Source organism: Pseudomonas sp. Pmew2 (assembly GCF_058129885.1).
Genome location: NZ_CM176702.1, coordinates 4668810 through 4695079, shown reverse-complemented (window position 1 = coordinate 4695079; position 26270 = coordinate 4668810). Strand labels below are relative to the sequence as shown.

The 26270-nt window shown below is 58.4% G+C and carries 13 protein-coding genes and 2 pseudogenes; 11 read left to right on the top strand and 4 right to left on the bottom strand.

Translation table 11 applies throughout. The features are described from left to right. The first annotated feature begins 188 nt into the window (after positions 1 to 188). The 5 genes and pseudogenes from dsbC to AC4ANK_RS21625 all read left to right on the top strand — a co-directional run bounded on the left by dsbC (position 189) and on the right by AC4ANK_RS21625 (position 9034). Positions 189 to 929 (top strand): bifunctional protein-disulfide isomerase/oxidoreductase DsbC, encoded by a 741-nt coding sequence (gene dsbC / locus AC4ANK_RS21645; RefSeq protein WP_002552526.1) that lies wholly within the window; start codon positions 189 to 191, stop codon positions 927 to 929. 145 nt (positions 930 to 1074) lie between these two features. Further along, entirely contained in the window at positions 1075 to 2379 is a 1305-nt protein-coding gene (locus AC4ANK_RS21640; protein WP_002552527.1) for a homoserine dehydrogenase, read from the top strand. Between the two features lie 105 nt (positions 2380 to 2484). Then, on the top strand, positions 2485 to 3894 hold the full coding sequence (gene thrC, locus AC4ANK_RS21635; RefSeq protein WP_002552528.1) for a threonine synthase: 1410 nt from the start codon (positions 2485 to 2487) through the stop codon (positions 3892 to 3894). Between the two features lie 182 nt (positions 3895 to 4076). Further along, positions 4077 to 7633 (top strand): annotated as a pseudogene (locus tag AC4ANK_RS21630) (ATP-binding protein). Between the two features lie 123 nt (positions 7634 to 7756). Beyond that, a complete protein-coding gene (locus AC4ANK_RS21625; protein ID WP_002552530.1) occupies positions 7757 to 9034 on the top strand; it encodes an EAL domain-containing response regulator in 1278 nt (425 codons plus the stop codon). Here AC4ANK_RS21625 and AC4ANK_RS21620 read toward each other — a convergent pair. Beyond that, a complete protein-coding gene (locus AC4ANK_RS21620; RefSeq protein WP_002552531.1) occupies positions 9007 to 9669 on the bottom strand; it encodes a response regulator in 663 nt (220 codons plus the stop codon). The two genes, AC4ANK_RS21625 and AC4ANK_RS21620, sit on opposite strands and share 28 nt — an antisense overlap. A gap of 287 nt (positions 9670 to 9956) precedes the next feature. Here AC4ANK_RS21620 and AC4ANK_RS21615 point away from each other — a divergent pair, with 287 nt between their 5' ends. After that, positions 9957 to 10253: a DUF3509 domain-containing protein gene (locus AC4ANK_RS21615; protein ID WP_002554776.1), complete on the top strand. Its 297-nt coding sequence runs from the start codon at positions 9957 to 9959 to the stop codon at positions 10251 to 10253. A gap of 182 nt (positions 10254 to 10435) precedes the next feature. Here the strand turns inward: AC4ANK_RS21615 and AC4ANK_RS21610 are convergent, their stop codons facing one another. Beyond that, complete coding sequence (locus AC4ANK_RS21610; protein ID WP_032074451.1) at positions 10436 to 11275, bottom strand: TIGR02285 family protein; 840 nt, start codon at positions 11273 to 11275, stop codon at positions 10436 to 10438. Positions 11276 to 11608: 333 nt separating this feature from the next. On the opposite strand from AC4ANK_RS21610, the gene AC4ANK_RS21605 reads away from it, so the two are divergent. The 3 genes from AC4ANK_RS21605 to AC4ANK_RS21595 all read left to right on the top strand — a co-directional run bounded on the left by AC4ANK_RS21605 (position 11609) and on the right by AC4ANK_RS21595 (position 15149). Then, positions 11609 to 12151 carry a YaeQ family protein gene (locus tag AC4ANK_RS21605; protein ID WP_002554774.1) on the top strand — a complete coding sequence of 181 codons (543 nt, stop codon included), beginning with the start codon at positions 11609 to 11611 and terminating at the stop codon, positions 12149 to 12151. A gap of 62 nt (positions 12152 to 12213) precedes the next feature. After that, positions 12214 to 13929: a single-stranded-DNA-specific exonuclease RecJ gene (recJ, locus tag AC4ANK_RS21600; protein WP_002554773.1), complete on the top strand. Its 1716-nt coding sequence runs from the start codon at positions 12214 to 12216 to the stop codon at positions 13927 to 13929. A gap of 113 nt (positions 13930 to 14042) precedes the next feature. Continuing rightward, complete coding sequence (locus AC4ANK_RS21595; protein ID WP_002554772.1) at positions 14043 to 15149, top strand: NADH:flavin oxidoreductase/NADH oxidase; 1107 nt, start codon at positions 14043 to 14045, stop codon at positions 15147 to 15149. Between the two features lie 59 nt (positions 15150 to 15208). On the opposite strand, the gene AC4ANK_RS21590 is transcribed toward AC4ANK_RS21595, so the two are convergent. Then, a complete protein-coding gene (locus AC4ANK_RS21590; RefSeq protein WP_002554771.1) occupies positions 15209 to 17296 on the bottom strand; it encodes a hybrid sensor histidine kinase/response regulator in 2088 nt (695 codons plus the stop codon). Between the two features lie 288 nt (positions 17297 to 17584). Between AC4ANK_RS21590 and AC4ANK_RS21585 the strand changes: the two are divergent. Continuing rightward, positions 17585 to 18329 (top strand): annotated as a pseudogene (locus AC4ANK_RS21585) (tellurite resistance TerB family protein). 57 nt (positions 18330 to 18386) lie between these two features. On the opposite strand, the gene AC4ANK_RS21580 reads toward AC4ANK_RS21585, so the two are convergent. Beyond that, entirely contained in the window at positions 18387 to 24356 is a 5970-nt protein-coding gene (locus AC4ANK_RS21580; protein WP_002554769.1) for an NEL-type E3 ubiquitin ligase domain-containing protein, read from the bottom strand. A gap of 290 nt (positions 24357 to 24646) precedes the next feature. Here AC4ANK_RS21580 and AC4ANK_RS21575 point away from each other — a divergent pair, with 290 nt between their 5' ends. Next, on the top strand, positions 24647 to 26269 hold the full coding sequence (locus AC4ANK_RS21575; protein ID WP_460384524.1) for a methyl-accepting chemotaxis protein: 1623 nt from the start codon (positions 24647 to 24649) through the stop codon (positions 26267 to 26269). The last annotated feature ends 1 nt before the right edge of the window (position 26270 follow it).

The following is a 26270-nucleotide window of genomic DNA, read 5'->3' as shown; positions in this document are numbered from 1 at the left end:
GGGGGCTACAAAGGTCCCCATTCCGATCTGCGCAGGAAAAATCTCTAATCCATCCTGGAAACATCCCGAGTGACGACGGCCTGTCGGCCCCGCGAGCCTTATGTGGTAGGCTTTGCCGGTTTCGCATATCAAGGCTGGCGCGCCTTTTTTCGACTGCCGCCAGTCTGCCCGTCGTTATAGGAGTTTTCATGCGTTTGCCCCAGATTTTCGCTGCCGCCGCTTTACTGCTGGCCGGCACATTCAGTATGTCTGCCCTGGCTGATGCAGCCCCCGACCAAGCCATCCGCAAGACCCTCGATTCGCTGGAATTGCAGTTGCCGGTCGAGAGTATTTCGCCGAGCCCGCTCAACGGTCTTTATGAAGTGAAGCTCAAGGGCGGTCGTGTGCTGTATGCCAGTGCCGACGGCCAGTTCGTGGTTCAGGGCTACCTGTTTCAGGTGCAGAACGGCAAGCCGGTCAACCTGACCGAGAAGACCGAACGTCTGGCCATTGCCAAGACCATCAACGCCATTCCGCTTTCTGAAATGGTGATCTACCCGGCGGTGGGCGAGACCAAATCGCACATCACGGTATTCACCGACACTACCTGCCCGTATTGCCACAAACTGCACGAAGAAGTCGGGCAGTTGAACAAAATGGGCGTTGAAGTCCGTTACATGGCATTCCCGCGCCAAGGCCTGGGTTCTCCGGGTGACGAGCAGTTGCAGGCCGTGTGGTGTTCCAAGGACCGCAAAAGCGCCATGGACCGCATGGTAGACGGCAAGGACATCAAGGCCGCCAAGTGCGACAATCCGGTGAGCAAGCAATATGAGCTGGGTCAGTCGATCGGCGTCAACGGCACCCCGGCGATTGTCCTCGCCGACGGTCAGGTGATTCCGGGCTATCAGCCTGCTGCTCAGGTTGCCAAACTGGCAATGGGCGCCAAATAACGCTTTGTCACATCAGCATGCTTCATATGAGCATGCGCTACACGAGGCCGTGTTTTTGGCGCCTCTTCACATTTGTAGCCGCATGGCAACGTGCGGCGGATTTCACGGCTGATCAAGCATCAGCTGTTTTTCGGGGAGTTCATCAGTGAAACCGGTCAAAGTAGGCATATGTGGGCTGGGTACTGTCGGTGGCGGTACTTTCAATGTACTTCAGCGTAACGCCGAGGAGATCGCCCGCCGTGCCGGGCGAGGAATCGAAGTTGCGCAAATTGCGGTTCGTACACCAAACCCCAACTGCCAGATTGCCGGTACGCCTACTACCAGTGATGTGTTTGCCGTTGCGACCAACCCTGAAATCGACATCGTCGTTGAATTGATCGGTGGCTACACCATCGCCCGTGATCTGGTGCTCAAGGCCATCGAGCATGGCAAGCACGTAGTGACCGCCAACAAGGCGCTGATCGCGGTTCACGGCAACGAAATTTTCGCCAAAGCGCGTGAAAAGGGCGTAATCGTTGCTTTTGAAGCAGCTGTCGCTGGCGGCATCCCGGTCATCAAAGCCATTCGCGAAGGGCTGTCGGCAAACCGTATCAATTGGGTTGCAGGCATTATCAACGGCACTGGCAACTTCATCCTCACCGAAATGCGCGAGAAGGGCCGTACCTTCCCGGATGTTCTGGCCGAAGCCCAGGCGCTGGGTTATGCCGAGGCCGATCCGACCTTCGACGTTGAGGGTATCGATGCAGCGCACAAGCTGACCATTCTGGCCTCCATTGCCTTCGGCATCCCATTGCAGTTCGACAAGGCCTACACCGAAGGCATCACCAAACTGACCACCGCCGACGTGAACTACGCTGAAGCGCTGGGCTATCGCATCAAGCACCTGGGCGTTGCACGCAGCACGGCCCAGGGTATCGAGCTGCGCGTACACCCGACGCTGATCCCGGCCGATCGTCTTATTGCCAACGTCAACGGCGTGATGAACGCGGTGATGGTCAATGGCGATGCGTCCGGCTCGACGCTGTTCTACGGTGCCGGTGCCGGTATGGAGCCTACGGCTTCCTCGGTAGTGGCCGATCTGGTGGACGTGGTGCGGGCGATGACATCCGATCCGGAAAACCGTGTGCCGCATCTGGCCTTCCAGCCCGATTCGCTGTCCGCGCACCCGATTCTGCCGATCGAAGCCTGTGAAAGTGCCTACTACCTGCGCATCCAGGCCAAGGATCACCCGGGCGTGCTGGCCCAGGTGGCGAGTATCCTGTCCGAGCGCGGCATCAACATAGAGTCGATCATGCAAAAGGAAGTCGAGGAGCACGATGGTTTGGTGCCGATGATCCTGTTGACGCACCGTGTTGTGGAGCAGCGCATCAATGACGCCATTCAGGCCCTGGAAGCTCTTCAGGACGTGGTTGGCCCGGTGGTTCGTATTCGCGTAGAACATCTTAATTAACACCAGCTGCGAGCCGTCAGCTTCAAGCTACAAGTCAGACGCCAGTCGTTTTGAGCTTGACGCTTGAAGCTTGAGGCTTTCAGCTCAAACCAAAGGTTTGATCCCATGCGCTATATCAGTACTCGCGGCCAGGCGCCGGCCCTGAACTTCGAAGATGTGCTGTTGACTGGTCTGGCCAGCGACGGCGGTCTGTATGTGCCGGAAAACCTGCCACGCTTCACTCAGGAAGAGATCGCCTCCTGGGCCGGTCTGCCGTATCACGAACTTGCCTTTCGGGTGATGCGCCCATTTGTGGCTGGCAGCATCCCGGATGCCGATTTCAAGAAGATTCTTGAAGAGACCTACGGTGTCTTCGCCCACAGTGCTGTGGCACCGTTGCGTCAGTTGAATGGCAACGAGTGGGTACTTGAGCTGTTCCACGGTCCTACCCTGGCGTTCAAGGACTTCGCGCTGCAATTGCTCGGTCGCTTGCTGGACTACGTGCTGGCCAAGCGTGGCGAGCGTGTGGTGATCATCGGCGCTACCTCGGGTGACACCGGCTCTGCAGCCATCGAAGGCTGCCGTCGCTGTGACAACGTCGACATCTTCATTCTGCACCCGAACAATCGGGTATCGGATGTCCAGCGCCGGCAGATGACCACCATCTTTGGCGACAACATCCACAATATTGCAGTAGAAGGCAACTTCGACGACTGCCAGGAAATGGTCAAGGCCAGCTTCGCCGATCAGGGCTTCCTGAAGGGCACGCGTCTGGTCGCCGTCAACTCGATCAACTGGGCGCGAATCATGGCCCAGATCGTCTACTACTTCCATGCATCGCTGCAGTTGGGCGGTCCCGCGCGCTCGGTATCGTTCTCGGTTCCGACCGGCAACTTCGGCGATATCTTTGCCGGTTACCTGGCACGCAACATGGGGCTGCCGGTCAATCAACTGATCGTCGCCACCAACCGCAACGACATTCTGCACCGTTTCATGAGCGGCAATCAGTACGTCAAGGAAACCCTGCACGCTACGTTGTCGCCTTCCATGGACATCATGGTGTCGTCGAACTTCGAACGCCTGTTGTTCGATATGCACGGTCGCAACGGTTCTGCCATTGCCGAGTTGATGAGCACGTTCAGGCAGGGCGGCGGTTTCAGTGTCGAAGAAGAGCGCTGGACCGAAACCCGCAAACTGTTCGATTCGCTGGCAGTCAGCGACGAGGACACCTGCACGACCATTGCTGAAGTGTTTGCCAGCACCGGCGAACTGCTTGATCCGCATACCGCTATCGGGGTGAAGGCTGCTCGCGAATGCCGTCGCAGCCTGGACACGCCGATGGTGATTCTGGGTACGGCGCATCCGGTCAAGTTTCCGGAGGCAGTGGAGAAGGCCGGTGTAGGAAAAGCGCTTGAGCTACCTGCACATTTGTCTGATTTGTTCGAGCGTGACGAGCGCTGCACTGTGCTGCCAAATGACCTGAAAGCCATACAGGCATTTGTCAGCCAGCATGGCAATCGCGGCAAACCGCTCTGACAGAAGCGTCGTGTAACAACTTAAGGCCCGCCACTTGGCGGGCCTTTCTGTTTCTACGTGCCAAACTTCGCTGGTTTTCGAACCATAGAGTTGGGTCATTTGTAGTGAAGCAGGCAAGCATGCAAAGCGTAGTCAGGGAGGCAGACAGCACATTGAGAGGCCGCGCGTGGCGCATGGCATGCATGTTGTTGGCGCTGGTTTTTGTCGGGCCAGCCGATGCGGCGCAAAGCTTGCCGTTTACCCTGACAGCCCCTTTCGTGGCTTCAGCGGATCTGGCCCTGGCAGATCAGGATCGTGCCTGGCTCGATCAACGCAAGGTACTTCGGGTCGGCATTGCGATTGCCGACTACGAGCCGATTGATATCACCAGTGACCGCAACCGTTATCAGGGCATCAGTGCCGACTATCTGGGGTTGGTCAGCGACCAGTTGAACATTCCGGTGCAGGTGACCGGGTTTGCCAGGCGTGACGAGGCCATCGAGGCATTGCACGACGGCAAGATAGACCTGCTGACCAGCGCCAATGGCTTTGAGCGGGGCGTGAAAGGGCTGTCGTTCTCAACCGAATACATGCCTGACCGATCTGTTGTCGTTGGTCGTGGCAACGATCTGAGCCCGCCGCCAAGCCTGGCCGGCAAGAAGGTTGTGCTGCTTGATGGCTATGCCGACTCGGACGTCGCTCACCGCGTTTATCCTGACAGCGAGCTGATTATCGCGCCTAACCTCTACAGTGCTCTGGAGGCCCTGAGCCAAGGCGAGGTCGACGCTTTTATCGGCAACGAAGTCATTGTCCGGGCCTACACCGCCCTGCGTCCTTATCTCGGATTGCAGATCAAGTTCGAAAGCCGGTTGCCTCCGGTAGGGTTTTCTTTTGCAGTGCGTGACGATGAGCAGCGCTTGCTGACCTTCATCAATCGTGCGCTGGACAGTATTGAACCGTCGATCGGTCGTGAAGTGCTCGGCCGCTGGACGATGGGGCTGGGCGCTGACGTGGAGGGACAACGCATTCGCCTTACCGGTGCCGAGCGGCGCTGGCTGCTCAAGCATCCGAGCGTGACCATCGCCACCACACAGCATCCGCCGTACATCTACAAAGACAAGAATGGCCAATGGGTGGGGCTGAACGCAGATGTGCTGTCCCGTATCTCACGCATGACCGGGTTGCAGTTTGTCCATCAGGAAGTGCCTTCCACGCAGCAGAGCATTGAAATGCTGCGTGCCGGTCTTGCCGAGATGAACACCTCGCTTGCAGAAAATGCCGAGCGTCGGCGGTTTCTGGACTTTACCTATTCCTTCGGAGGCAACAGCTGGATGTTCGTGGTGCGCTCCGAGCGCTCATCCCGAGTATCGCTCGACAGTCTGGCCGGTAAAGTGCTGGCACTGCCTGCCCGGCATGCGCTCGAGGACCTGATCAGGCGCGAGCACCCCTTGATCCAGCTGCGTCTGTTGGACACCTACGACCAGGCCCGCGCCCTGGTGGAAAGCGGTGTTGCCGACGCGACCATTCAGAATGAAGTAGGTGCCTACCTGTTCCCGGCCGGGCAACTGAAGGTCGCCCGCAGTGTCGATGGCCAATGGTCACCGACAGGTTTTCGGTGATCAAGACCCAGCCCGAACTGCTGGGCATTCTGAATAAGGCGCTGGAAGAGTTCCCGGTGGCCGAGTTGCGCTCGATCCGCTTGAAGTGGCTGGGCTCGGCACTGCCTCAGCCTTCGCTCTGGGGGCGGATACCGCAGTGGGTATTCTGGGTACTGGCCCTGGCCTTACTGACCGGGCTGGTGTCACTGGTCTGGAGCAGTCGCCTCAAGGTACAGATTCGCCAGCGCCTCAAGGCTGAAAGGCAGCTCAATGACCAGCTGGCCTTCAAACACGCCTTGTTCGATGGTATCCCCAATCCGATTTATGTTCGCGATCTCAAGGGACGACTGATTTCCTGCAACCGTAGCTACGAGCAGAGCCTTGGCATCAGTTTCGAGCAGATGAATGGTCGACGCCTTACGGATGTCAATCTGATACCGCGTGCATTGGCTGAGCAGATGCATACCGACTACCTCAACTTGCTGGAAAATCACCAGCCAGTCTTTTCCGACCGCACCATCGAACTGTCCGGAAAACGCATGGACGTCTGGCAATGGACGGTCCCTTTCTTCGCTGCCGACGGACAGCTGCAGGGGTTGCTGGGCGGCTGGGTCGATATCACCGAGCGCAAGCGGCTTGAGCAGCAGCTCCAGGAAGCAATGCGTCTGGCCGCTCAGGCCAACGAGGCGAAGAGTGTCTTTCTGGCCAGCATGAGTCATGAAATTCGTACCCCAATGGGTGCAATCATCGGTTTGCTGGAGCTGGAATGCGCACACGCTTTACGCAAGGGGCATACACCGTCGCAAGGCTTGCAGGTCGCCCATCGCTCGGCTACGGAGCTGGTGGCACTGATTGGCGAAAGTCTTGATTTGGCCAGAATCGAAGCGGGCGGCATGCAGTTGTCATTGACAGTCACATCCTTGCAGGCTCTTTTCGAGGGCGTAATCGAGCTTTTTTCAGCGCAGGCCCGGGAAAAGGACCTGGAACTGCGGCTGGAATTCTCCGAACAGGCTCAGGGCGATTACTGGCTTGACCCGCTGAGGCTGCGTCAGGTGCTGCATAACGTCTTGGGCAACGCCTTGAAATTCACCCGGCAAGGGTCGGTCGTCTTGAGGGTGGCGGCGCTGGATGACTCATCGCGTGTACGCATCGGTATCCAGGACAGTGGCGAAGGTATCGAGCCAGAGCGTCAACAGCAGATATTCCAGCCCTTTACTCAGGCCAGCGATGACACTGCCGCACATTACGGTGGGAGTGGGCTGGGACTGAGCATCACTCGGCAGTTGGTGCAGTTGATGAAGGGCGATATCAGCCTGCACAGCTCGCCGGGCGAGGGTACGCTGGTCAACATCGATTTGCCGCTGGTCAGGGTGAGCGAGCCGGTTTTGCCCTCCTGCGATGTCCCGGATGCACCTGTGGATACGCGCAGCCTTCGCTTGTTGGTGGTCGATGACATGTCGGCCAATCGGCTGGTGTTGACCCGCCAGCTGGAGTTTCTTGGTCATCAGGTGGTGGCTGTCGAAGATGGCAAGGCTGCGCTGTCGAGGTGGTGCGAAGAGCCGTTCGATGCGGTCATCACCGACTGCAACATGCCGGGTATCAGCGGTTATGCATTGACCGAAGCCATTCGACAGATCGAAGAGAAAGAGCAGCGCCGGCGCTGCCCGGTCATTGGCTGTACCGCTAACGCAATGAGCGACGAGGCTGCACGGTGTGAGCAGGCGGGGATGGACGGTCTGCTGATCAAACCGCTTTCCCTGGCGCGTCTGGCCCAGGAGCTGGCGGATCGGGTACGTGAGCCGACGTTCGACATCAGCACGCTGCAAAACATGACCCGGGCCAACCCGGAACAGATGCAACGGTTGTTGGGCGAGTTGTGGAAGAATCTCAGGCATGAACACGCCTTGCTGGAGCCTGCGGTGCTGGCAAATGACTGGAACACCTTGAGCGCTTGCCTGCATCGGCTCAAGGGCGCGGCGAGTCTGGTTGACGCAGTGCCGTTGGCCAAGGCGTGCGCGGCGCTCGATGAAAGTGTGCGGCTTGAGTGTGTGGCCAGTGTGCCTGAGCGCTGGTTGGCGCTGGAGGCTGCGATGACCGGCCTGCGCGCTGATATCGAGTTGCAATTGGTGGCAGTGCCCGACATTGCACCGGCTTGCGATTGATGCTTGCTGAAAAAAACGTTAATCGCTACCGGGTTTAGGACATGTCCTATGGGGCATGCGTGCGGGAGGAGCTACAGTAAGTGTTCCCCTGAGCCGCTGGCTCTGACTCCCGTAGGCGTGACCGTGCACTCACTCAAGGTTCTGATTCTCGAAGACCATCCTTTCCAGCTGATGGCTCTGCACCAGATGCTCAACGCCAATCAGGTGTTCGATGTGCTGGCTGCCGAGAGCGTTGAGGTTGCCAGGCTTTCCCTGCAAAGCCGTGGTCCTGTCGACATTGCTATCTGTGACTTGCAGATGGACGGCCCCGACGGCCTTGAGCTGATCCGCTTTATGGCCGAAAACGGGTTGGCGAGGGCTCTGATCATTGTCAGCAGTTCAGCTGCCTGCGTGCTGGAAGGTGTTGCGCAGCTGGCGCTCAGCCAAGGCTTGGAAGTGTTGGGGTATGTGCAAAAACCTGCTTCGGCTGCTGTACTCCATGACCTGCTTGAGGCGTACGGGCCAGGCCGTGCCGGGAGTGCACCACAGTCACCGGTAAAGCGTGCGTTCGGGGCACTGTCTGCCGTGGAGTTGTTTGATCCGAAAGACAATATGCCCATAGACGTTGCGTCTGTTGCCGAACAGTGGATTGCCTATTTTCAACCCAAGGTGAATCTGCAGGGCAAGTTGCTGGGTGTCGAGGCGCTGGTCCGCTGGCAGCACCCCACACATGGCTTGCTGGCTCCCGGACGATTCATGGACGCCATCGAAGCTGAGGAACTGACCGTTGCGTTGACCTGGCGTATGCTGGATCAGGCCCTGCAGTTCTCTGCACAGTTCATGCGCGAGCAGGGCGAAGTACTCTCGGTTGCGGTCAATATCGACCCGCAAGTGCTGCAACAGGCGGATTTCGCCGGGCAGATCATGCAGGCGCTCACCCGTCACAGCGTGCCGGCAACTGCGCTGACCCTGGAGATTCTCGAACAGGATGCCGCCCGCCCGGAAACCTGGCAGATGGAGGGCCTGTTGAGGTTATGCATGCAGGGCTGCAAATTGTCTATCGATGACTTTGGCATGGGCGCTTCGAACATCGACAGGCTCCTGCAGTTGCCCTTCAGCGAGTTGAAGATACCGACCGAGTTTGTACGTGGCATGGCCGACGATGCGCGCAAGTCTGCAGTGGTGGCTGGAGCCATGCTCATGGCACAGCGGCTGTCCATGTCGGTAGTGGTGGAGGGGGTCGAAACGATTGACGACTTTCACAGCCTGCTGGCATTGGGCAACCCGGCCATTCAGGGTTATTTCATTGCGCGTCCGATGCCTTCATCAGAGTTGGTGCGCTGGGCCGCCGAGCGCGAGTCTCATCTGCAGGCCATGCTGACAGACGGCCGGCCTCAGGACATGCCGCTTTCCTGCAAATAAATGAACAGTGCCGCGTCGTTGGCCAGACCGAGCTTGCGCATGGCCGCGACTTTCTGTGCGCTGACAGTCTGTTTGCTGCGATTGAGCTGCGCAGCGATCTGGCCGACGGTATGACCGGCCGAGAGCAGGCGTAACACCTCCAGCTCCCTGGGCGACAATTTTTCTGCCGGCAACAGCGCGTCAGGGCCGTACTGACGCGCTTCTATCAGCACCCTGCGCACGGAATCGGCGACAAAAAACTCACCGCGCTGCACGCCCCTGATGGCAGCTGGCAATTCTCCGGCAAGGCTGGCCTTGCTCAACAGGCCCCGCACGTTAAGGTCCAGCATGGACTGAAAAAGTCCGGCATTGCTCAGTGTTGTTACAACGATCACCGGCAATGCCGGAAAATCCCGGTGTATGCGCTGCAAAAGACGCAAGCCATCGTTCTGCAGTTCGACCGGCATCATGAAATCAGTCACCAGCACATCGCAGGGATGGCGCGCGAGTACCTGTAGCAGTTCATCCGGATTACAGGCTTCGGCGACAACGGTAGCCAGATCGTCCTGTTCCAGTACGACACGCAGGCCGATGAGAAAAATAGGGTGGTCATCAGCCACGATGACGCGCAACGGGCGATCAGTGGAATCGCTCAAGGTGTGGCTCCATCAAAAAGGCTGACTGGTATTACAGACGACAGCGTTGTTTAACGCAGTGATCAATAGCATAGGCACCTTGTAGGAGGCGTAGCGTAATTATGTTGAGTTTTCCTACAAGCCCACTTCCTGTCGCCATTGGCCTCCGGTTTTTTCCTTGTCACATTCAACAGGCATGCTCGAAATGACAGACCGGTGCTGTGATCAGGCGATAGAAAGAACTTTCTGCTGTCGCCGACGGTCATTGGTTAGCACCTTTGCATTCAAACTGTTGAGTGGTGATCCGGATGGAAAATATCAGCTTACTGCTAAGCGAAGCGCTGGCTCCTTATCAGGCCACTATTGGCCCGGCGGGTACTCGGGGCGAACGTCTGGTTACTCTTAAGGATAAAGCGGGCGTCTGTGTGATCGAGCGTACATTCGGCGCTGATCAACTGAGCGACAAGCGTCAGCTCACCGACGTGGTAGACGGCCTGCGCCGGGATTTGATGGTCGCCGAAGGTCGAATCGAACCCTGCGTCATTGCCGCGATGCGCAATGCTGCAATCAGCCGAACGTTTGTCGGCACTCCGTCTTTTGCTTAACAGTTGCTTAACAGTTATCTGACTCGCGTCAACGATGTCGGAACCTGACGCGCTCGTCGCACTCCTATCCATTACGTCAGGTTTGATCATTGTGCTCCGGTGATCGAAGGTTGGCGTACTGACCATCATGGTCATGTTTACCCCGGGCAGGTCCCCCTCTGCCCGGGGTTTCTTTTAGGTGGTCAGTTCTTCTCGAACAGCGCTTTGACGTCTTCCAGGTAGCTTGCCCGTTGCTCGGGGTCCAGCCACCGCGCGTAAAAGCCCATCAGGCTGCTTTCGCGCAACGTACGCATCTCGCGGTTGATCTGTGCGAGGGCTTTTTTGCCTTCAGGTGAGTTGCTGCAACTGATATAGACGAATTGGTAGGCGGGGTTGCCCATGATCGGCAAGAAGGCCAGTTCATCCGGCCTGATACCTTGTTGCATGGCCTGATAGCGTGCTTCCGGCCAGAAACTGATAAAGGCTTGCAGGCGCCCCAGGCGTTCCATTTGCAGAAGGCTGCCGGTGGCATCGTTACCGTAATGGAGCACCAGCGCATCTTCGTTGACACCTTGCAGCGTATGGTCGATCAGTTCGCCATAGCTGCGTTCGGCGACTATGCCCAATTTGATCGCCCGGGTGGCCATAAGCGCCGCGAAGTCGATTTTTCCGTCCTCGACATACGGCTCGAACGTCGACATGTCTTCCTTGCGTACAATCAGGCCGCTGCTGAATATGGCGCCGATCGGTATGGAGAAGAGCAGGGTTCTGGCTCGCTCCTCAGTCCACAGCATCGTGGGATCACAACTCAGATACGTGGCGTCGTTAAGCATCTGCAGGCCCCTGGCACGATTGACGCGCATTAGCACGTGATCGTATTCGGGCATTCGCGCAGTTAACAAAGGCATGAGCTGATCAATAGCACCTTGCCCGCGCATGACTCCGGAAAAAATCGTCGAAGGTGGTATGTCGCGCATCAGCCAGGTCAATGTCTCCCTTGCCTGGCTGGCGCATGACAGGGCAGCCAGCGACAGGGCGAGCATCAATCGAGCCGCTGTGCAGTACGAGGCAGGAAGGGACATTCGCTGGTTTCATCCTCGAAAAAGATTCAGCAAACTGGAGTAGAGTGGCAGCTCTTTGAGTGGCGCTGCGCCTGTGGCGTCACATTCAAGTGCTTCGGCAGTCCCTTGCCGGGATCCAGGTACTCGGAGCAGATCGTCTATAAAGCCAATCTGTATCAGAATTTTGTTTCAGGCTATCGATTTTTGTATAGCCCGCAAGCAGTAGCAATTGCATCCCCTGCGCGAGCAAGTTCGTTCACAGGCCCGGCATCGGTTAGACTTGCCGTCTTACCTCCAGACTCTAGAAGCCCGTTCATGGCCCAGCCGTCCACGACCTACAAATTCGAACTCAACCTCACCGACCTCGATCGCGGAGTGTATGAGAGCGTCAAACAGACCATTGCCCGCCATCCTTCGGAAACTGAAGAACGCATGACCGTGCGCCTGCTGGCCTATGCCTTCTGGTACAACGAACAATTGTCGTTCGGTCGCGGCCTGTCTGATGTGGACGAACCCGCACTGTGGGAAAAAAGCCTGGATGATCGGGTTCTGCACTGGATTGAAGTCGGACAGCCGGATGCCGACCGCCTGACCTGGTGCTCGCGTCGCACCGAACGCACCAGCCTGCTTGCCTACGGCAGCTTGCGCGTTTGGGAAGGCAAGGTCATCCCGGCGATCAAGAACCTGAAAAACGTCAATATTGCCGCCGTCCCACAGGACGTGCTGGAAGTGCTGGCCAAGGATATGCCGCGGGTCATCAAGTGGGATGTGATGATCAGTGAAGGAACGGTGTTCGTCACCGACGACCGTGGCCAGCATGAAGTCCAGTTGCAATGGCTTGCGGGCGAACGCGGCTGACAGCCGCCGGTTCCGATCGAAAAAACATTCATCGACACTGCAAAGAGAATCAGCTGACCCGCATGCGCATCGAACCCCGTCTATTGCCTGATACCTTGCCGTTTCTCGGCGACCTGCCGCCCTTGCTCACTCGTCTTTATGCTGCAAGGGGCGTGGCCTGCGAGGCCGAGCTGGACAAAAGCCTGACGCGGTTGATCCCTTATCAGCAACTCAAGGGAATCGATGCTGCGGTAGATCTGCTGGTAACGGCGCTGCAGGAGGGTCAGCGTATGCTGATTGTCGGTGATTTCGATGCCGACGGTGCGACTGCCAGCACCGTGGGTGTTCTGGGGCTGCGCCTGCTGGGCGCGGCGCACGTCGATTATCTGGTGCCTAACCGTTTTGAGTACGGTTATGGCCTGACGCCGGAAATCGTCGAAGTGGCGTTGCAGCGCGAGCCTCAGCTATTGATCACCGTGGATAACGGCATTTCGAGCGTCGAGGGTGTGGCCGCTGCCAAGGCGGCAGGCTTGCAGGTACTGGTCACCGACCACCATTTGCCGGGTCACGAGCTTCCGGCGGCAGACGCCATCGTCAACCCCAACCAGCCAGGCTGTACCTTTCCCAGCAAATCGCTGGCCGGTGTCGGGGTTATTTTCTATGTGTTGATGGCCTTGCGTGCGCGTTTGCGGGACACCGGCTGGTTCGAGAGCAACCAGCGTGCCCAGCCCAACCTGGGTGAGCTTCTGGACCTGGTCGCGCTGGGCAGCGTGGCCGATGTCGTGCCGCTCGACGCCAACAACCGCATTCTGGTGCACCAAGGCCTGATGCGTATTCGTGCTGGCCGTGCCCGGCCCGGGCTGCGCGCGATTCTTGAGGTTGCACGGCGTGAGTCTTCGCGCATCACCTCTACTGATCTGGGGTTTATTATCGGGCCACGCCTGAACGCGGCGGGGCGCCTGGACGATATGAGCCTGGGCATTGAATGCCTGCTCTGCGACGACCCGACACTGGCGCGAGAAATGGCCGTGCAACTGGACGAATTGAACCAGGATCGCAAATCCATTGAGCAGGGCATGCAGCGTGAAGCGCTCGCGCAGCTCAAGGACCTGCCGCTGGAGTCCATGCCGTTCGGCCTGTGCCTGTTCGATGCCGAATGGCATCAGGGTGTCATCGGTATCCTGGCCTCGCGCCTCAAGGAGCGCTACCACCGACCTACCATCGCGTTCGCCAGTGCCGCGGAGGGCGTGCTCAAAGGCTCGGCTCGCTCGGTGCCGGGGTTTCACATTCGCGATGCGCTGGACGCTGTGGCGGCCAGTCATCCGCATCTGATCAGCAAGTTCGGCGGCCACGCCATGGCGGCAGGTCTCTCGCTGCCTGAAGAGAATTTCCCGGCGTTTGCCGAAGCGTTCGACCTGGAAGTGCGTCGTCAGCTCGACGAGCAGGACTTGACCGGACGTCTGCTGTCTGACGGTTCGCTGGCCGTCGAGGAATTCCATCTGGAACTGGCCCGCGCACTGCGCAACGCCGGTCCCTGGGGACAGCACTTCCCCGAGCCCTTGTTCCACGGCATATTCCAGCTTGTCGAACAGCGGGTGGTGGGCGAGCGTCACTTGAAGATGGTGCTCAAGACCGAGTGCGGCAGCGTCAAGCTCGATGGCATTGCGTTCGGCGTCGACCGCGACATCTGGCCCAACCCCAACATTCGCTGGGTCGAACTGGCCTACAAACTGGACCTCAACGAGTTTCGTGGCAACGAAACCGTGCAGTTGATGGTGGTGCACATCGCGCCACGCTGACAATCAGCAGGAACCCCTCTCGCTACCGGGTTGTCGACAACAGACTGTCTGCAAAACCTGTTCATTGAATGAACGGGGCCTGGACACCTGATTTTTCATTACGAGAGGTTGCCATGAGCCTGCTGCTTGAACCCTACACCCTGCGCCAATTGACCCTTCGCAACCGTATCGCAGTCTCGCCGATGTGCCAGTATTCCAGTGTCGACGGCCTGGCCAACGACTGGCATCTGGTTCATCTGGGAAGCCGAGCAGTTGGCGGCGCCGGCCTGGTCATCACTGAAGCGATGGCTGTGACGCCGGACGGCCGCATAACCCCCGAAGACCTGGGGCTTTGGAATGATGAACAGATCGAGCCGCTGCAACGCATTACCCGCTTTATCAATGCTCAGGGTGCGGTGGCTGGCATCCAGCTGGCGCACGCCGGTCGCAAGGCCAGCACCTGGCGCCCGTGGCTTGGCAAGCACGGCAGCATTTCCCTCAATGAAGGCGGCTGGACTCCGGTCGGGCCTTCGGCAATTGCTTTTGATCCGCAGCACACGGCGCCTGTGCAACTGAGCGAAACGCAGATTCAGGAACTGATCAAGGCGTTTGTCGATTCCGCACGGCGCGCCCTGACCGCAGGCTTCAAGGTGGTAGAAATTCACGCGGCCCACGGTTATCTGCTGCACCAGTTCCTGTCGCCATTGAGCAACCAGCGCACTGACCAATACGGTGGTTCATTCGAGAACCGCATTCGCCTGACGCTGCAAGTCACCCAAGCGGTGCGCGCAGTGTGGCCTGAAGAGCTGCCGTTGTTCGTTCGCGTGTCCGCCACCGACTGGGTGGAAGACGGCTGGAACGCCGATGAAACGGTAGAGTTGGCGCGCCGTCTGAAGGCGCTGGGTACCGACCTGATCGATGTGTCGTCGGGCGGCACGTCAGCCAACGCAGAAATTCCGGTTGGCCCCGGCTACCAGACGCGTTTTGCCGAACGGGTTCGCAAAGAGTCCGAAATCGCTACAGGGACGGTAGGCATGATTACTGATCCGGCCCAGGCAGAGCATATTCTGCGTACCGGGCAGGCCGATATCATCCTGCTTGCGCGTGAGTTGCTGCGTGATCCGTACTGGCCGCTGCGTGCCGATGAAGACCTGGGCGGGCGTCTGGCGACCTGGCCCGCACAGTACCAACGCGCCACACATCGGGATCAGCCGATTCATGAGTCTGATCTGCGGGATTGATGCCCGTTCGGTTTACGAAAGGAAGCAGCCAATAAGTGAGCGCCGCAGGGCGCTCATTTTTATTCGCCTTCCAGCAGTTCGGTGACGCGTCCGATCAGTTCGGCAATGGCAAAAGGCTTGGGCAGTACATGCATGCCAGGTTCAAGCGTATCGTGGGCCAGCGCCGCGTTTTCAGCATAGCCGGTCACAAACAGTATTTTCAGGTCGGGCCGAACATCCCGGGCGGCGTCTGCGACCTGACGACCGTTCATGCCGCCTGGCAGACCGACGTCGGTAATCAACAGGTCGATAGCCGCTTTGGACTGCAGAATGGTCAGAGCATCGGCACCTCGCTCGGCCTGCAAAATGGTATAGCCAAGGTCTTCAAGCAACTCGGCAATCAGCAGGCGCACAGCGGGCTCGTCATCAACGACCAGAATGGTTTCATCGCTGATGCCAGGTGCGGGTACTTGTAAAGGGCTGTCCTCAAGTGCCACCGCTTCAGGCTCACCTTCATGCATCGGCAGCAGGATGCAGACTTTCGAGCCCTCTCCAACGTTTGAGGTGATGTTGACGCCGCCTCCGGACTGCCGTGCAAAGCCGTAAATCATCGACAGCCCCAGGCCCGTCCCCATGCCTAACGGTTTGGTGGTGAAGAACGGATCGAAGGCCCGTGCCATGACATCTTTGTCCATGCCCGTGCCTGTATCGCTGACGCATAACTCCACGTAACGACCTGCGGGCAACTGATACCTCGCCGCTGCGGCTGCATTCAGATGACGGTTGCCGGTCTGAATCAGCAGCTGCCCGCCGTCGGGCATGGCGTCCTTGGCGTTGATACATAAATTGAGCAGCGAGTTTTCCAACTGATGCGGGTCCACCAGGGTCGACCACAGCCCTCGTGAAGCAATGACCTGCATATCGATGGCAGGGCCCACGGTACGCCGGATCAGTTCATCCATGCCCCCCACCAGAAGGTCGATATCCGTCGCCTTGGGGGCCAGTGTCTGACGGCGCGAGAATGCCAGCAGGCGGTGCGTCAGGGAGGCTGCACGTCTTGAGCCCTCCAGTGCTGCATTGATATAGCGATCCAGCTCCGTGAAGCGCTCCTGTCTGATCCTCGACAGGAGCAACTCCATGTTGCCGGTCACGCCCATCAGCAGATTGTTGAAGTCATGTGCCAAACCGCCGGTCAACTGCCCGACCGCTTCCATTTTCTGCGCTTGAATCAGTGCTTCTTCGGCAATACGCAATGCTTCGATGCGATCTTTCTCGTGGGTCAGATGCTTGCCCAGCGCAAAAATGATTCCATTGCCTGGCGCAGCGGTCCAGCCGAACCAGTGATAGGTCCCGTCCACATGCCGGTAGCGATTCTCGAACAGCGGCAAAACATGATTGATGGTGTGTTTCAGGGCATCCTCGGTATTACGCACATCATCGGGATGCAGCAGGCTCATGATCGAGCTGCCCAGCAGCTCTTGTTCAGTGTGGCCCAGCAGTACTGTCCAGGCTGGGTTCACCCGCAGGAAAATGCCGTTGAAATCGAGTATCGCCAGCGGATCCGGGGAAATCTCCCAGAATGTATCCAGCTCCAGGGTCCGCTGTGCCAGCCTGGCGGTCTGCCGCCGTTCCAGATTTACCAGATCCTCGATCAGTTTCAGGCGTTCGCGCTCACTGTCCTGCAACGCTTGCTGACTGAGGACATGCTCGGTGGTTTCGTTGGTGATGCAAAACATGCCAACGATCATCCCTTGCTCGTCGATCACCGGCGAGAAGGAGAATGACCACCATGTCTGCTCGACCTCACCATAGCGCGCCATGCTCAGCGGCATGTCCTTGTAATGGCACGGCTTGCCGGCGTATGCATCGATGACCAGTGGCGCGACCTGATCCCACACATCAGCCCAGAGGTCCGGAATAAGCGCGCCAATGGCGTTATCCTTACGCGGGCCGAGGATGGGGGTATAAGCATCATTATGGAAAAACACCAGCTCCGGTCCCCAGAGCAGATACATCGATTCCGGCGAATTCAGAATCAGATTCAGGGTGTTTTTCAGCGATACCGGCCAATGCTCGATGGGTCCGAGTGGTGTCTGGCTCCAGTCCTTTGATCGGATAATCCCGGCAGCCGTGCCGTTAGCTGTCGGGAAACCAGTGGGCGATATCACTTCAGGCAAGCTCCTGACGGTATGCGTCTTGCGTTCATATGGGTGTACTTAAGGTTGATCGATCTGGACGAGCAGTCTTTTTAACTGCTTTTCGTACCGACTGCTCCACTATTGACCCCTTATCAGAGCCGCGCGTTGCACGTGTTTCGCTGATATCGGGAATGATTGGATGAATGGGGCTGGTCGGGAATCGTAACATCCGGAAGCACACCGGGAATCTTGAGTCAGTGACTTCCTGTCAACTTATTGGTCAATCACTCATGTGACAAACCTTGTAGGAGGCTTTCTGTGAATACGCGTGGCTTACTCGATCAGTTGCTCAAATCCGGACAAAGCATGTTGCAGGACAAGGCTAACGGCAAATCCGGCAAGCAGTCTTCGGGCAGCGATTCATTGATCAATGGTCTGGGCAGCCTGCTCGGCGGCGGTAAAGGCCAAGGGACCTCCCAGAGCGGTCTTGGCGGTCTGCTGTCCGGCGCCGGTGGCGGTGCGCTGGCTGCAGGTGCCATGAGCCTTCTGCGCGGCAAACGGTCGCGCAGTATGGGCGGTAAGGTGCTGACTTACGGAGGCTTGGCGGCATTGGGCGTACTGGCCTATAAGGCCTATAACAACTGGCAGTCCAGTCAGGGCCTCGTTGGTCAGCGTGAGCCGCAAACCATTGATCGCTTGCCCGAGGCTGAAGCCGAGCAGCACAGCCAGGCCATCCTGCGTGCCCTGGTCGCCGCTGCAAAAGCCGATGGTCATGTGGATGAGCGTGAGCGAGAACTGATCGAGGGCGAGTTCAGCAAATTGAACAGCGATCAGGCGCTTCAGCAATGGCTTCAGGCCGAGCTGAACAAACCGCTACCCGGCAGAAGTGGCTCGCGCCGCGACCACGCCTGAAATGGCGGCGGAAATGTATATTGCCAGTGTCATGCTGGTGGATGAAGAGCATTTCATGGAGCGCGCCTATCTCGATGAGCTGGCGCGCCAGTTGAAACTGGAGCCCGGTCTCAAGTCCGAACTGGAAGCACAGGTGCGGGGCGCCGAGTAAGCAGCCACGTCCGCTGCCGGGCCGCCTGGCGCACTGTGCGTCAGGCGGCCCATGCCATCAATGATGCTCCAGCCCCTCGGCGTTGGTCAGCTCCCTTATCAGCATTGTTTGCTGTGCCTTGAAGCTGGCTTCGAATTCGCGAATGCGTTTTTCGTATTCCGGATTGTCCAGGCTGATGTTGCGCTGTTCGAATTCGTCGGTGAGTCGGGTCAGGTCAGTCCTGTAAATACGTTCGAGTGCATCGAACCGTCCAGCATAGGTTTCGCGCAGATAGTTGATCCAGTAATCCTGCTGCTCGGCGAAGCGCAGGAATGGTTCGCCTTGTTCTCCGGACTGCACGCGAAGCAGGGCTGTATCGAACTCACCCGGCCTGATGGCGGCGTGGGCCTGATACAACATGCCTTCCGGTGGTACGGGCAGGTCCAGCGCGCTTGCCCAGTGTATGCGATACGCCAGACGGACTTCAGCTTCATCGCGGCTCCCGGTCTGCTCTCGGGCAGCAGCATCCAGTTCGGACAGGCGATAAAGGCGGGTTGTCAGCCTGTACAGCAGTGCACCTCGCTGCTCCGGCACAACATCGTGCAGTGACTGACGAATGAACACCATCACCTCCATCTGGTTGAACTCCAGCAGGATGCCGTCCGGGCAGGTGTTGTTGTCACGGAACAGCCTGAGTGGTTCTTCGGCGATAGCACTCAGGGTCATTCCCAGTTGAGGGTCCTGACTCACCGCGCCGAGTACTCGCCAGACGCGCTCCTGCAGTGCTGCCCGGTTGGCCGTATTGCGATAGTCGGCACTGTGGCGCAGCGAACCGATCAGGTCCAATAGCCTTCGGTTGTGGTCGCTGATCTCCAGTTGCTCCCAGAGCGCACGCCGCGCGGCGATGAGCGGGCTGCTGTCGTCCAGCCAGGGTTCGGCAGTCACTGGCTCTGGAGTCGATGCCCGACTGTCTTCTGACTCGTAGTCTGATATCGATGAGTCCGAATCATGCTGCTCCGTCCAGTCCATCGCTGCGAGTTCGGGTGGCAGGTCCATGTCAAAGGTGAAAGAGCGTCCATAGCTTTCTGAAAAGTGTGCTCGACGCATGCTGTCTTCGGAAAGCGGGTTGTTCAGCAAGCTTATTTCCGTGTGCGCAGATTCGCTGCCGGGATTGGCCAGAATATGCTCCGGCAAGTCAGTAATCAGATTGCCCTCCAGCAGGAGCGTCCCCAGATGTGCTGGAATCATGTCATTCACCCAGGTCGGCCATTCGGTTAATCCGACGTTATTGAGTGATAGCCAGTTGAGCGCGGTATTGCTAAGGGCAGACAGATCGCTGATCGCACCCATCCGGTTGCCATCCAGTTCCAGCCTTGCAAGCGTCGGAATGCGGCTGAAGAAATCGATGTGCTTTTGCTCGATCACCATTCCCTGGTCAATCAGCAATAGCGAACGAAGTGATCGAAGTTCAAGCAGCGCCGGAGGCAGTTGCAGCAGCGGTGCGACATGCCCGTTCATTTCCAGTGAGTTCAGATCAGTCATACGGCGCAGCAACTGGTCCAGATCAGATCCCGTAGCCGTGACTCTGCTCAGGCGCAGATAGCGTATCTGACGATAGAAGAACTCCGGCAGCTGGCGGGGAAAGTCGGCCAGCGAAAGGTTTTCCAGGCGCAGTGGACGGTGGATTTGCCCCAGGCTGAACGCTCGCCAGTGATCAGTCAGTATCCTGCCGATCTCGCGGCGGGCTTCGATGGTCCGTTCACTCGTAATGGCCAGCGAATTTGAGGCGTGTGTCCACTGATCAAGCGCGGCAGATAATTTGGCACCTTCGCGCAATTGCATGTTTATAGCGGCTTGCACAGCCAGCGGCGTGTCCATCAGGAAGCGAAACGAACAGTCGGGTACAGCCTCGTTGATGCGTGCGTGCATCACCGTATGCCTGGACAGGCTGTTGCCGCGCAAATCGATCAGGGTCTGATGCTCGGGGTTGAGGGGATTGTCGAGGATCCAGTCCGGCAGTTCGGTCAGGTTGTTATGAGCCACCGACAGCTCACGAATATTGTTCGGGATTATGTCCGTCAGCCAGGAAGGCCAGCGGTGCATGCCGACTCGCTCCAGTATCAACCGGTCAAGATGCAGCCAGCCAAGGTCCATCGGCAGCAAGCTGACCAGCCGGTTGCCGCTGAGGTTCAGCGACCTGAGATCAGGCATATCGCGCAAGTGGTCCATCTGCGCCTGATCCAGAAAAATGCTCTGGTTTATCAGTCCCAGTTCAGTAAGTTGCGGCAGCACACTGGACACTTGCTGGGGCAGGTTGAGGAAGGCCGATAGCTGCGGATCCGCACCGGCGCCGGGTTCGCCGACCAGAATGAGTGAGCGCGTGTGGGGGAAGCGTTGCAGAAAGTGTCCAAGTTCGAAGCTGTTGGTCAACTGTCTGGGTAGATCCGTGGCTACCGGTGTTGAAAGCTCTGCGCCCGGGCGAACTCGGGGTTCGATCGAGATATTCTCCAGATAGAGTCCGCTCACCCGCGCGTATACAAAATCTGGTAGGTGTCGTGGGAAGTCAGTCAGGGATACCTGCTGCAGATACAGTGGCTCAAGCGTTCGTCCGATTTCAGGCAGGTTATTGATGCGCCAGTGGTTCCAGATCGCCTCGCTGATACGCGCCCGGCTATCGATATGCGCCTGACTCATGGGGGGCATTGCCACGACTTCAAAGGTCCAGGCGTCAAGACTTTCCCGCAGCATGATTTGCTCGCCCAGCAGGCTGTTGAGTCGTTCATCGATAGCCCGATTATCCCTGCCTGTGTGGCGCAGGCGGCTGAGAATGTCTTCGGGGAACGCGTCTTCCAGTTCCAGCAAACGGATCTTGTCCAGCAGACTTTCATCGGTCATATGCCAGTCGGTTCTGCCATTACCGCTCAAGGGATAACCAAGGCGGCCATCGGCCAGACGCATGGGGGACTTGGAGCCGGGTTTGAGCGCCTGCATGTTCAGCAGTGGCGCGAGAGTCTGGCGAGGCAGAGGGTTTTTCTGAATCAGAGCCTCCAGCGCCTGCCCCTGGCCGGTATGGGCAAAACCCAATTGGCTGCGCTCGGCATCGGGCAGGGCGTGAAGTACGGATGAATACAGATCGTCCAGCCCGTGCAGGTGCTGATCGTCAGCGTCACGGGTCTCATAACGATTGCCATCTTTGAACAGCACCTTGCGAACGGGAGCCTCCTGAGCCCCGATACTGTAGAGCAGTTGGCCGCCAAAGAAGCGATTGTGCACCTCCAACCTGACCTGAGAAGGCCATTGCGCAAGGGCTTCAAGGCTGTGCAGGGCAAGGCAATCGGTATCTGCGCTGGATACCGAGGTCAGGTAAAGGCCCTCATAGGCTCGTGCCAGCCGTACTTGCTGCAAATAGGCACTGGCTTCTTCGGCCATGCGTAAGGGTACGCGGCGCTCTGTAGTGAGTTGTAGCCGCTCGGCTGGCGAGGCGTGGCTGGCCAATTCCTCGACAACCAGCGGCGGCAGGCCGGCAAACGCCTGCTGGAGGGTTTGCGCGCCGTCCGTATCAGCGACTTTCAGGGCGCGGTAACGTGATTCGAACAACCAGGCTCTGGTTGTCCGGGCACGCGCCACCAATTGTGCGCGTAAAGCGATCAGCCGCGGTGCGATGCCCGGCTGACCCGCACCGAACTCTTCGTTGAGCAGAGTCCGGATTTCGATGTTGTTCAGTTTTTCCAGGACCTGGCGCAGGGCATCTGGCTGATCGGCACGAATATGCATGTCGAGGGGGGCAGCAGCGCCAGACTGCTGCGCCGCAACGAACCGATGGAGCGTGTTGCCTTGGGCATCCACCAGCACCAGAGCGCGATTGTTCGGCCAGCCAGGGTCATGGCTCAGCAGTTCAAGTTGGAGGGGCGCTGCTGCGTCTGCATCGTTGGCTTCCATCTGCTCTATGAAACGATCAATTTCCTGATCCAGCCTGAAACGGCGCGCTGTGTCTTCGAGCAAGGCCGGTGGGCGGAGCTGATCAGCCAGTGCCTGGCGCATCACGGATTCAGGCGTATTGCTGACCTTCAGGATGCGTCTGGCTGCGCTGTCGGAAAACGCTTCGCTGGAATACCCCAACCGTCGGAACAGCGACAGGCCTTCCATCTCCAGCGGGCGATCAAGTTCATGCAGCCATGCTCCCGCGCCGTTGTGGCGCAGGGCGGGTTGATAGCCGTGCGGGTTGGCTGGGTGCTCTATCAGATAACCATCGCCGGTCGGGGCAGGGCTCACCGAATAGGTGCGTCCTTCAAGTGGCAGCCACTGCTTGCCTTGCCATGTATACAGGCCTGTGGCGTTGGGCAGCAGACCCTTTGGCAGCACGATGTCATGGCTAAAGGGTGTCAGGTCCGGTTTCCAGAGACGAGTCATTCCACTCGGTAATTCCACGGGTTTGAGGCCGTTTACGAACTCGGGCACCTGTATCGCAGGTATGCCTGCTGAGCCCGTCGCCGCAGCGCCAAGGGCCGACATCAGGGCAATATTCTCCACCACGTCGAACAGGTAGGTGAGCGCCTGCTGTTTTTCGTCCTTGGCCCAGCTTTCTATGCCCTCATAGACTTCATGGGCCAACTGAATGGCTGTGACGGCCATCATCACTTCGCCCAGTACCGGAACGACAAAAGCGGCGATGTTCAAGACGTCGAAGGCTTTGTCCTTAAAGTACTGCACACGCTCGTCGACAGTTTTCTGGTCCTGCGCCGCCGTTGGCACGCCATGAAACAGCGCATTTTCCTTCAACGCTGCACGTTTGCGATCGTACAGGGCCTCCGGCAAGGGGCCTTGCAGAGGAGTCTCTCTCAGGTCCAGCCGGGCGTTTCGGTCCGCTTCACGTTCCAGCCACTGGCGCTCGAAGAACCCCCCTTTCTTGACTTTGGGGTGCAGACGCTCGGACAGCTTTTCAAACAAGGCACTTCGATGGCGCGCCGGTATGAAACGCATGAAAAAATTCAGATATCCATCGATGAACATCCGGTCGCGCAACGAGTTTATAAACGCCTCGACCGAGTCGTATTCCTTCAATGGCGCAACCGGATCGTCTGGAATGTAGACGACAATTTTTTCTGCCTGAGTTGCCATGTCGCGGTCTTTGCCAATAACGAACGGGCCGTCAAGTTCGACATCCCCCAGGCACAGCACGCTGCAGTTGACCGGCCTGTTATCAAGTCGGACGTTTTGCTTGCTGTCGAGAATATCCAGTAACGCGCCCTGCAATGGCGGGCTGACAAGTTCCTGCAGGGAGGCAATCTGCAGTTGAAGCCGGATGGACGATGACTGAAGTTTCAGGAAGTCCTTGCGCAGCCTGGATGCCGCAGCGTCCGCCGTTTCTTCGGGTGTCGAAGGTGCATTGAAGACGGACTCCAGGTGGGTCTGGTATTTACCGCCCAGGTCCAGCTCGCGGCACATCGCTGCGAACCCGGTCGCAGATATCGGCAAGGACTGGCCGGCGATCTGTTGACCGATGATTTCAAAGGCGGAAAACACCTGAGCCTCTATGCCCGAGTCCGAATCCATCGCGCCAGGCGCGGTTTCCCACTTTTCGAAATTCTGCAGCGCAGCCTTGAGCAGGCTCTGACAGGCGGCCCTCAAGGCAATGTTGGCTTGAGTGATGGGGTCTCGGGATGCCGCCTGGAACGACTGGTCGACCCTGGCCCGGCTGGCGTGAAACAGCCAGGTCCGGGCGACGTCGACGTCCAGACCGAAGCGGTCCTTGATCGCCGCCGTCAGAAGAGGGGTCGCGAAGTCTTCCAGTGTCGAGAGGCGATCAAGCGTCGGACGAACCTTTTGTTCATTCTGGCGATGCTCGGCATAGAGCTGCTGAAGTTTATCGACTTGCTCCGGGCTGGACGTGCGCGCGCTCGTCAGCCATTGCAAGGGGCGTCCGGAGGTTTTGCGCAGAGTTGCATGGGTTGACGGTTCTGCGTCAAGCAGCCATCGGGGTGATTTATCTTTTATAAGTTGCACATGCGGGGCGGCAGGTGCCTTGCCCGGCGAAGTTTGGTCCAGCATTGAAGTGCCTTGTCGTGAGTGAGCAGGCGACAAAGCTTACGTTTGAGGTCAGGCCGGCAAGTGCTAACTATTTATCGGCTGCACAGGTTCCTGACGTGTTGTGTTCAAGTAGTGGTGGCAAGTGCCGACAAGAAGGCAGGAAAGCGGGTTAATGAGCAGGTGCCATGATTTGGTTTTTCATTCCCCGTGTACCGGTTGACGGCTGGGCTATACTCACGCCGCTTGGACCGCTCGTCGGTCCGCTTCTTGAACACGGCCCGATGCCGTCGTTGAACTCTTGAGGGCTGACTGTGAAGAACTGGACCTTGCGCCAACGGATTCTGGCGAGTTTCGCCGTCATCATCGCAATCATGCTGTTGATGGTCGTTGTATCTTATTCACGACTGTTGTCCATCGAGTCCAGCGAGGAAGATGTCCGTCTTGATGCGTTACCCGGTGTCTACTACAGCACGCTGGTGCGCAGCGCATGGGGCGAAAGTTACATCCGCACCCTGGAGCTGATTGCCGAAGGGCAGGGGCGTGCGCTGACCAAGCAGGAAAAGGACCAGTTTCAGGGGTTTGACGAAAACCTGCAGGCACAGATGAACGGCTACAAGAAGTCCATCTTCGATGATGCAGACAGAGACAGCTTCGCGCTTTTCGAAAAGCGCCGCGAAACCTATTCGCGCATGCTCGCCGATGTTCACGGCAAGTACGATAGCGGCGACTACGCAGGCGCGCGCGCCGAATTCTATGGCGAAGTGAACCCGGTCTGGCTCACGGGCCGCAAGCAGCTCAATGATCTCATCGTGGCCAATAAACAGCTGGCTGATCAGGCCACCGCCAACATTGTCAACGCCGTGCTGGCTGCCAAGATCAGCATGATCCTGTCGCTGCTGGTGGCAGTGCTGGCGGCTGCGGCCTGCGGGCTGCTGCTGATGCGTTCGATCATGGCACCGATGCAACTGATCGTGCGGATTCTGGACATCATGCGTACCGGAGATCTGAGCACCCGCCTGAACCTGTCCCGCAAGGACGAGTTCAATGCGGTCGAAACCGGCTTCAACGACATGATGACCGAGCTGACTGCGCTGGTTGCGCAGGCCCAGCGTTCTTCGGTGCAGGTAACGACTTCTGTCACTGAAATCGCTGCGACTTCCCGCCAGCAGCAGGCCACCGTTACCGAGACCGCGGCAACCACCACCGAGATCGGCGCGACCTCGCGGGAAATTGCTGCCACCTCGCGCGACCTGGTGCGAACCATGACCGAAGTCACCTCCGCAGCAGACCAGGCGTCGATTCTCGCCGGTTCCGGCCAGCAGGGGCTGGCACGCATGGAAGACACCATGCATCAGGTGATGGGCGCTGCCAATCTGGTCAACGCCAAACTGGCGATCCTCAACGAGAAGGCCGGCAACATCAATCAGGTCGTCGTTACCATCGTCAAGGTGGCCGACCAGACCAACCTGCTGTCGCTTAACGCGGCCATCGAGGCCGAGAAGGCGGGTGAGTACGGCCGTGGTTTCGCGGTGGTCGCCACCGAAGTGCGGCGCCTCGCCGACCAGACCGCTGTCGCCACCTATGACATTGAACAAATGGTGCAGGAAATCCAGTCGGCGGTTTCCGCAGGCGTTATGGGCATGGACAAGTTTTCCGAAGAAGTGCGCCGTGGCATGTTCGAGGTCACTCAGGTCGGCGAGCAGTTGTCGCAGATCATTCAGCAGGTACAGGCGTTGGCGCCCCGTGTGCTGATGGTCAATGAAGGTATGCAGGCTCAGGCTACCGGTGCCGAACAGATCAATCAGGCGCTGGTGCAACTGGCGGATGCCAGCAGCCAGACTGTCGAATCTCTGCGTCAAGCCAGTTTCGCCATCGACGAGTTGAGTCAGGTCGCGGTCGGGCTGCGCGGTGGCGTTTCGCGATTCAAGGTCTGAA

What these genes read in the sequence shown, in the direction of transcription:
- AC4ANK_RS21605 (WP_002554774.1), top strand. Translation starts at nt 11,609, where the DNA reads ATGGCCCAGCCGTCCACGACCTACAAATTCGAACTCAACCTCACCGAC.
- recJ (WP_002554773.1), top strand. Translation starts at nt 12,214, where the DNA reads ATGCGCATCGAACCCCGTCTATTGCCTGATACCTTGCCGTTTCTCGGC.
- AC4ANK_RS21595 (WP_002554772.1), top strand. Translation starts at nt 14,043, where the DNA reads ATGAGCCTGCTGCTTGAACCCTACACCCTGCGCCAATTGACCCTTCGC.
- dsbC (WP_002552526.1), top strand. Translation starts at nt 189, where the DNA reads ATGCGTTTGCCCCAGATTTTCGCTGCCGCCGCTTTACTGCTGGCCGGC.
- AC4ANK_RS21615 (WP_002554776.1), top strand. Translation starts at nt 9,957, where the DNA reads ATGGAAAATATCAGCTTACTGCTAAGCGAAGCGCTGGCTCCTTATCAG.
- AC4ANK_RS21580 (WP_002554769.1), bottom strand. Translation starts at nt 24,356, where the DNA reads ATGCTGGACCAAACTTCGCCGGGCAAGGCACCTGCCGCCCCGCATGTG.
- AC4ANK_RS21610 (WP_032074451.1), bottom strand. Translation starts at nt 11,275, where the DNA reads ATGCTCGCCCTGTCGCTGGCTGCCCTGTCATGCGCCAGCCAGGCAAGG.
- thrC (WP_002552528.1), top strand. Translation starts at nt 2,485, where the DNA reads ATGCGCTATATCAGTACTCGCGGCCAGGCGCCGGCCCTGAACTTCGAA.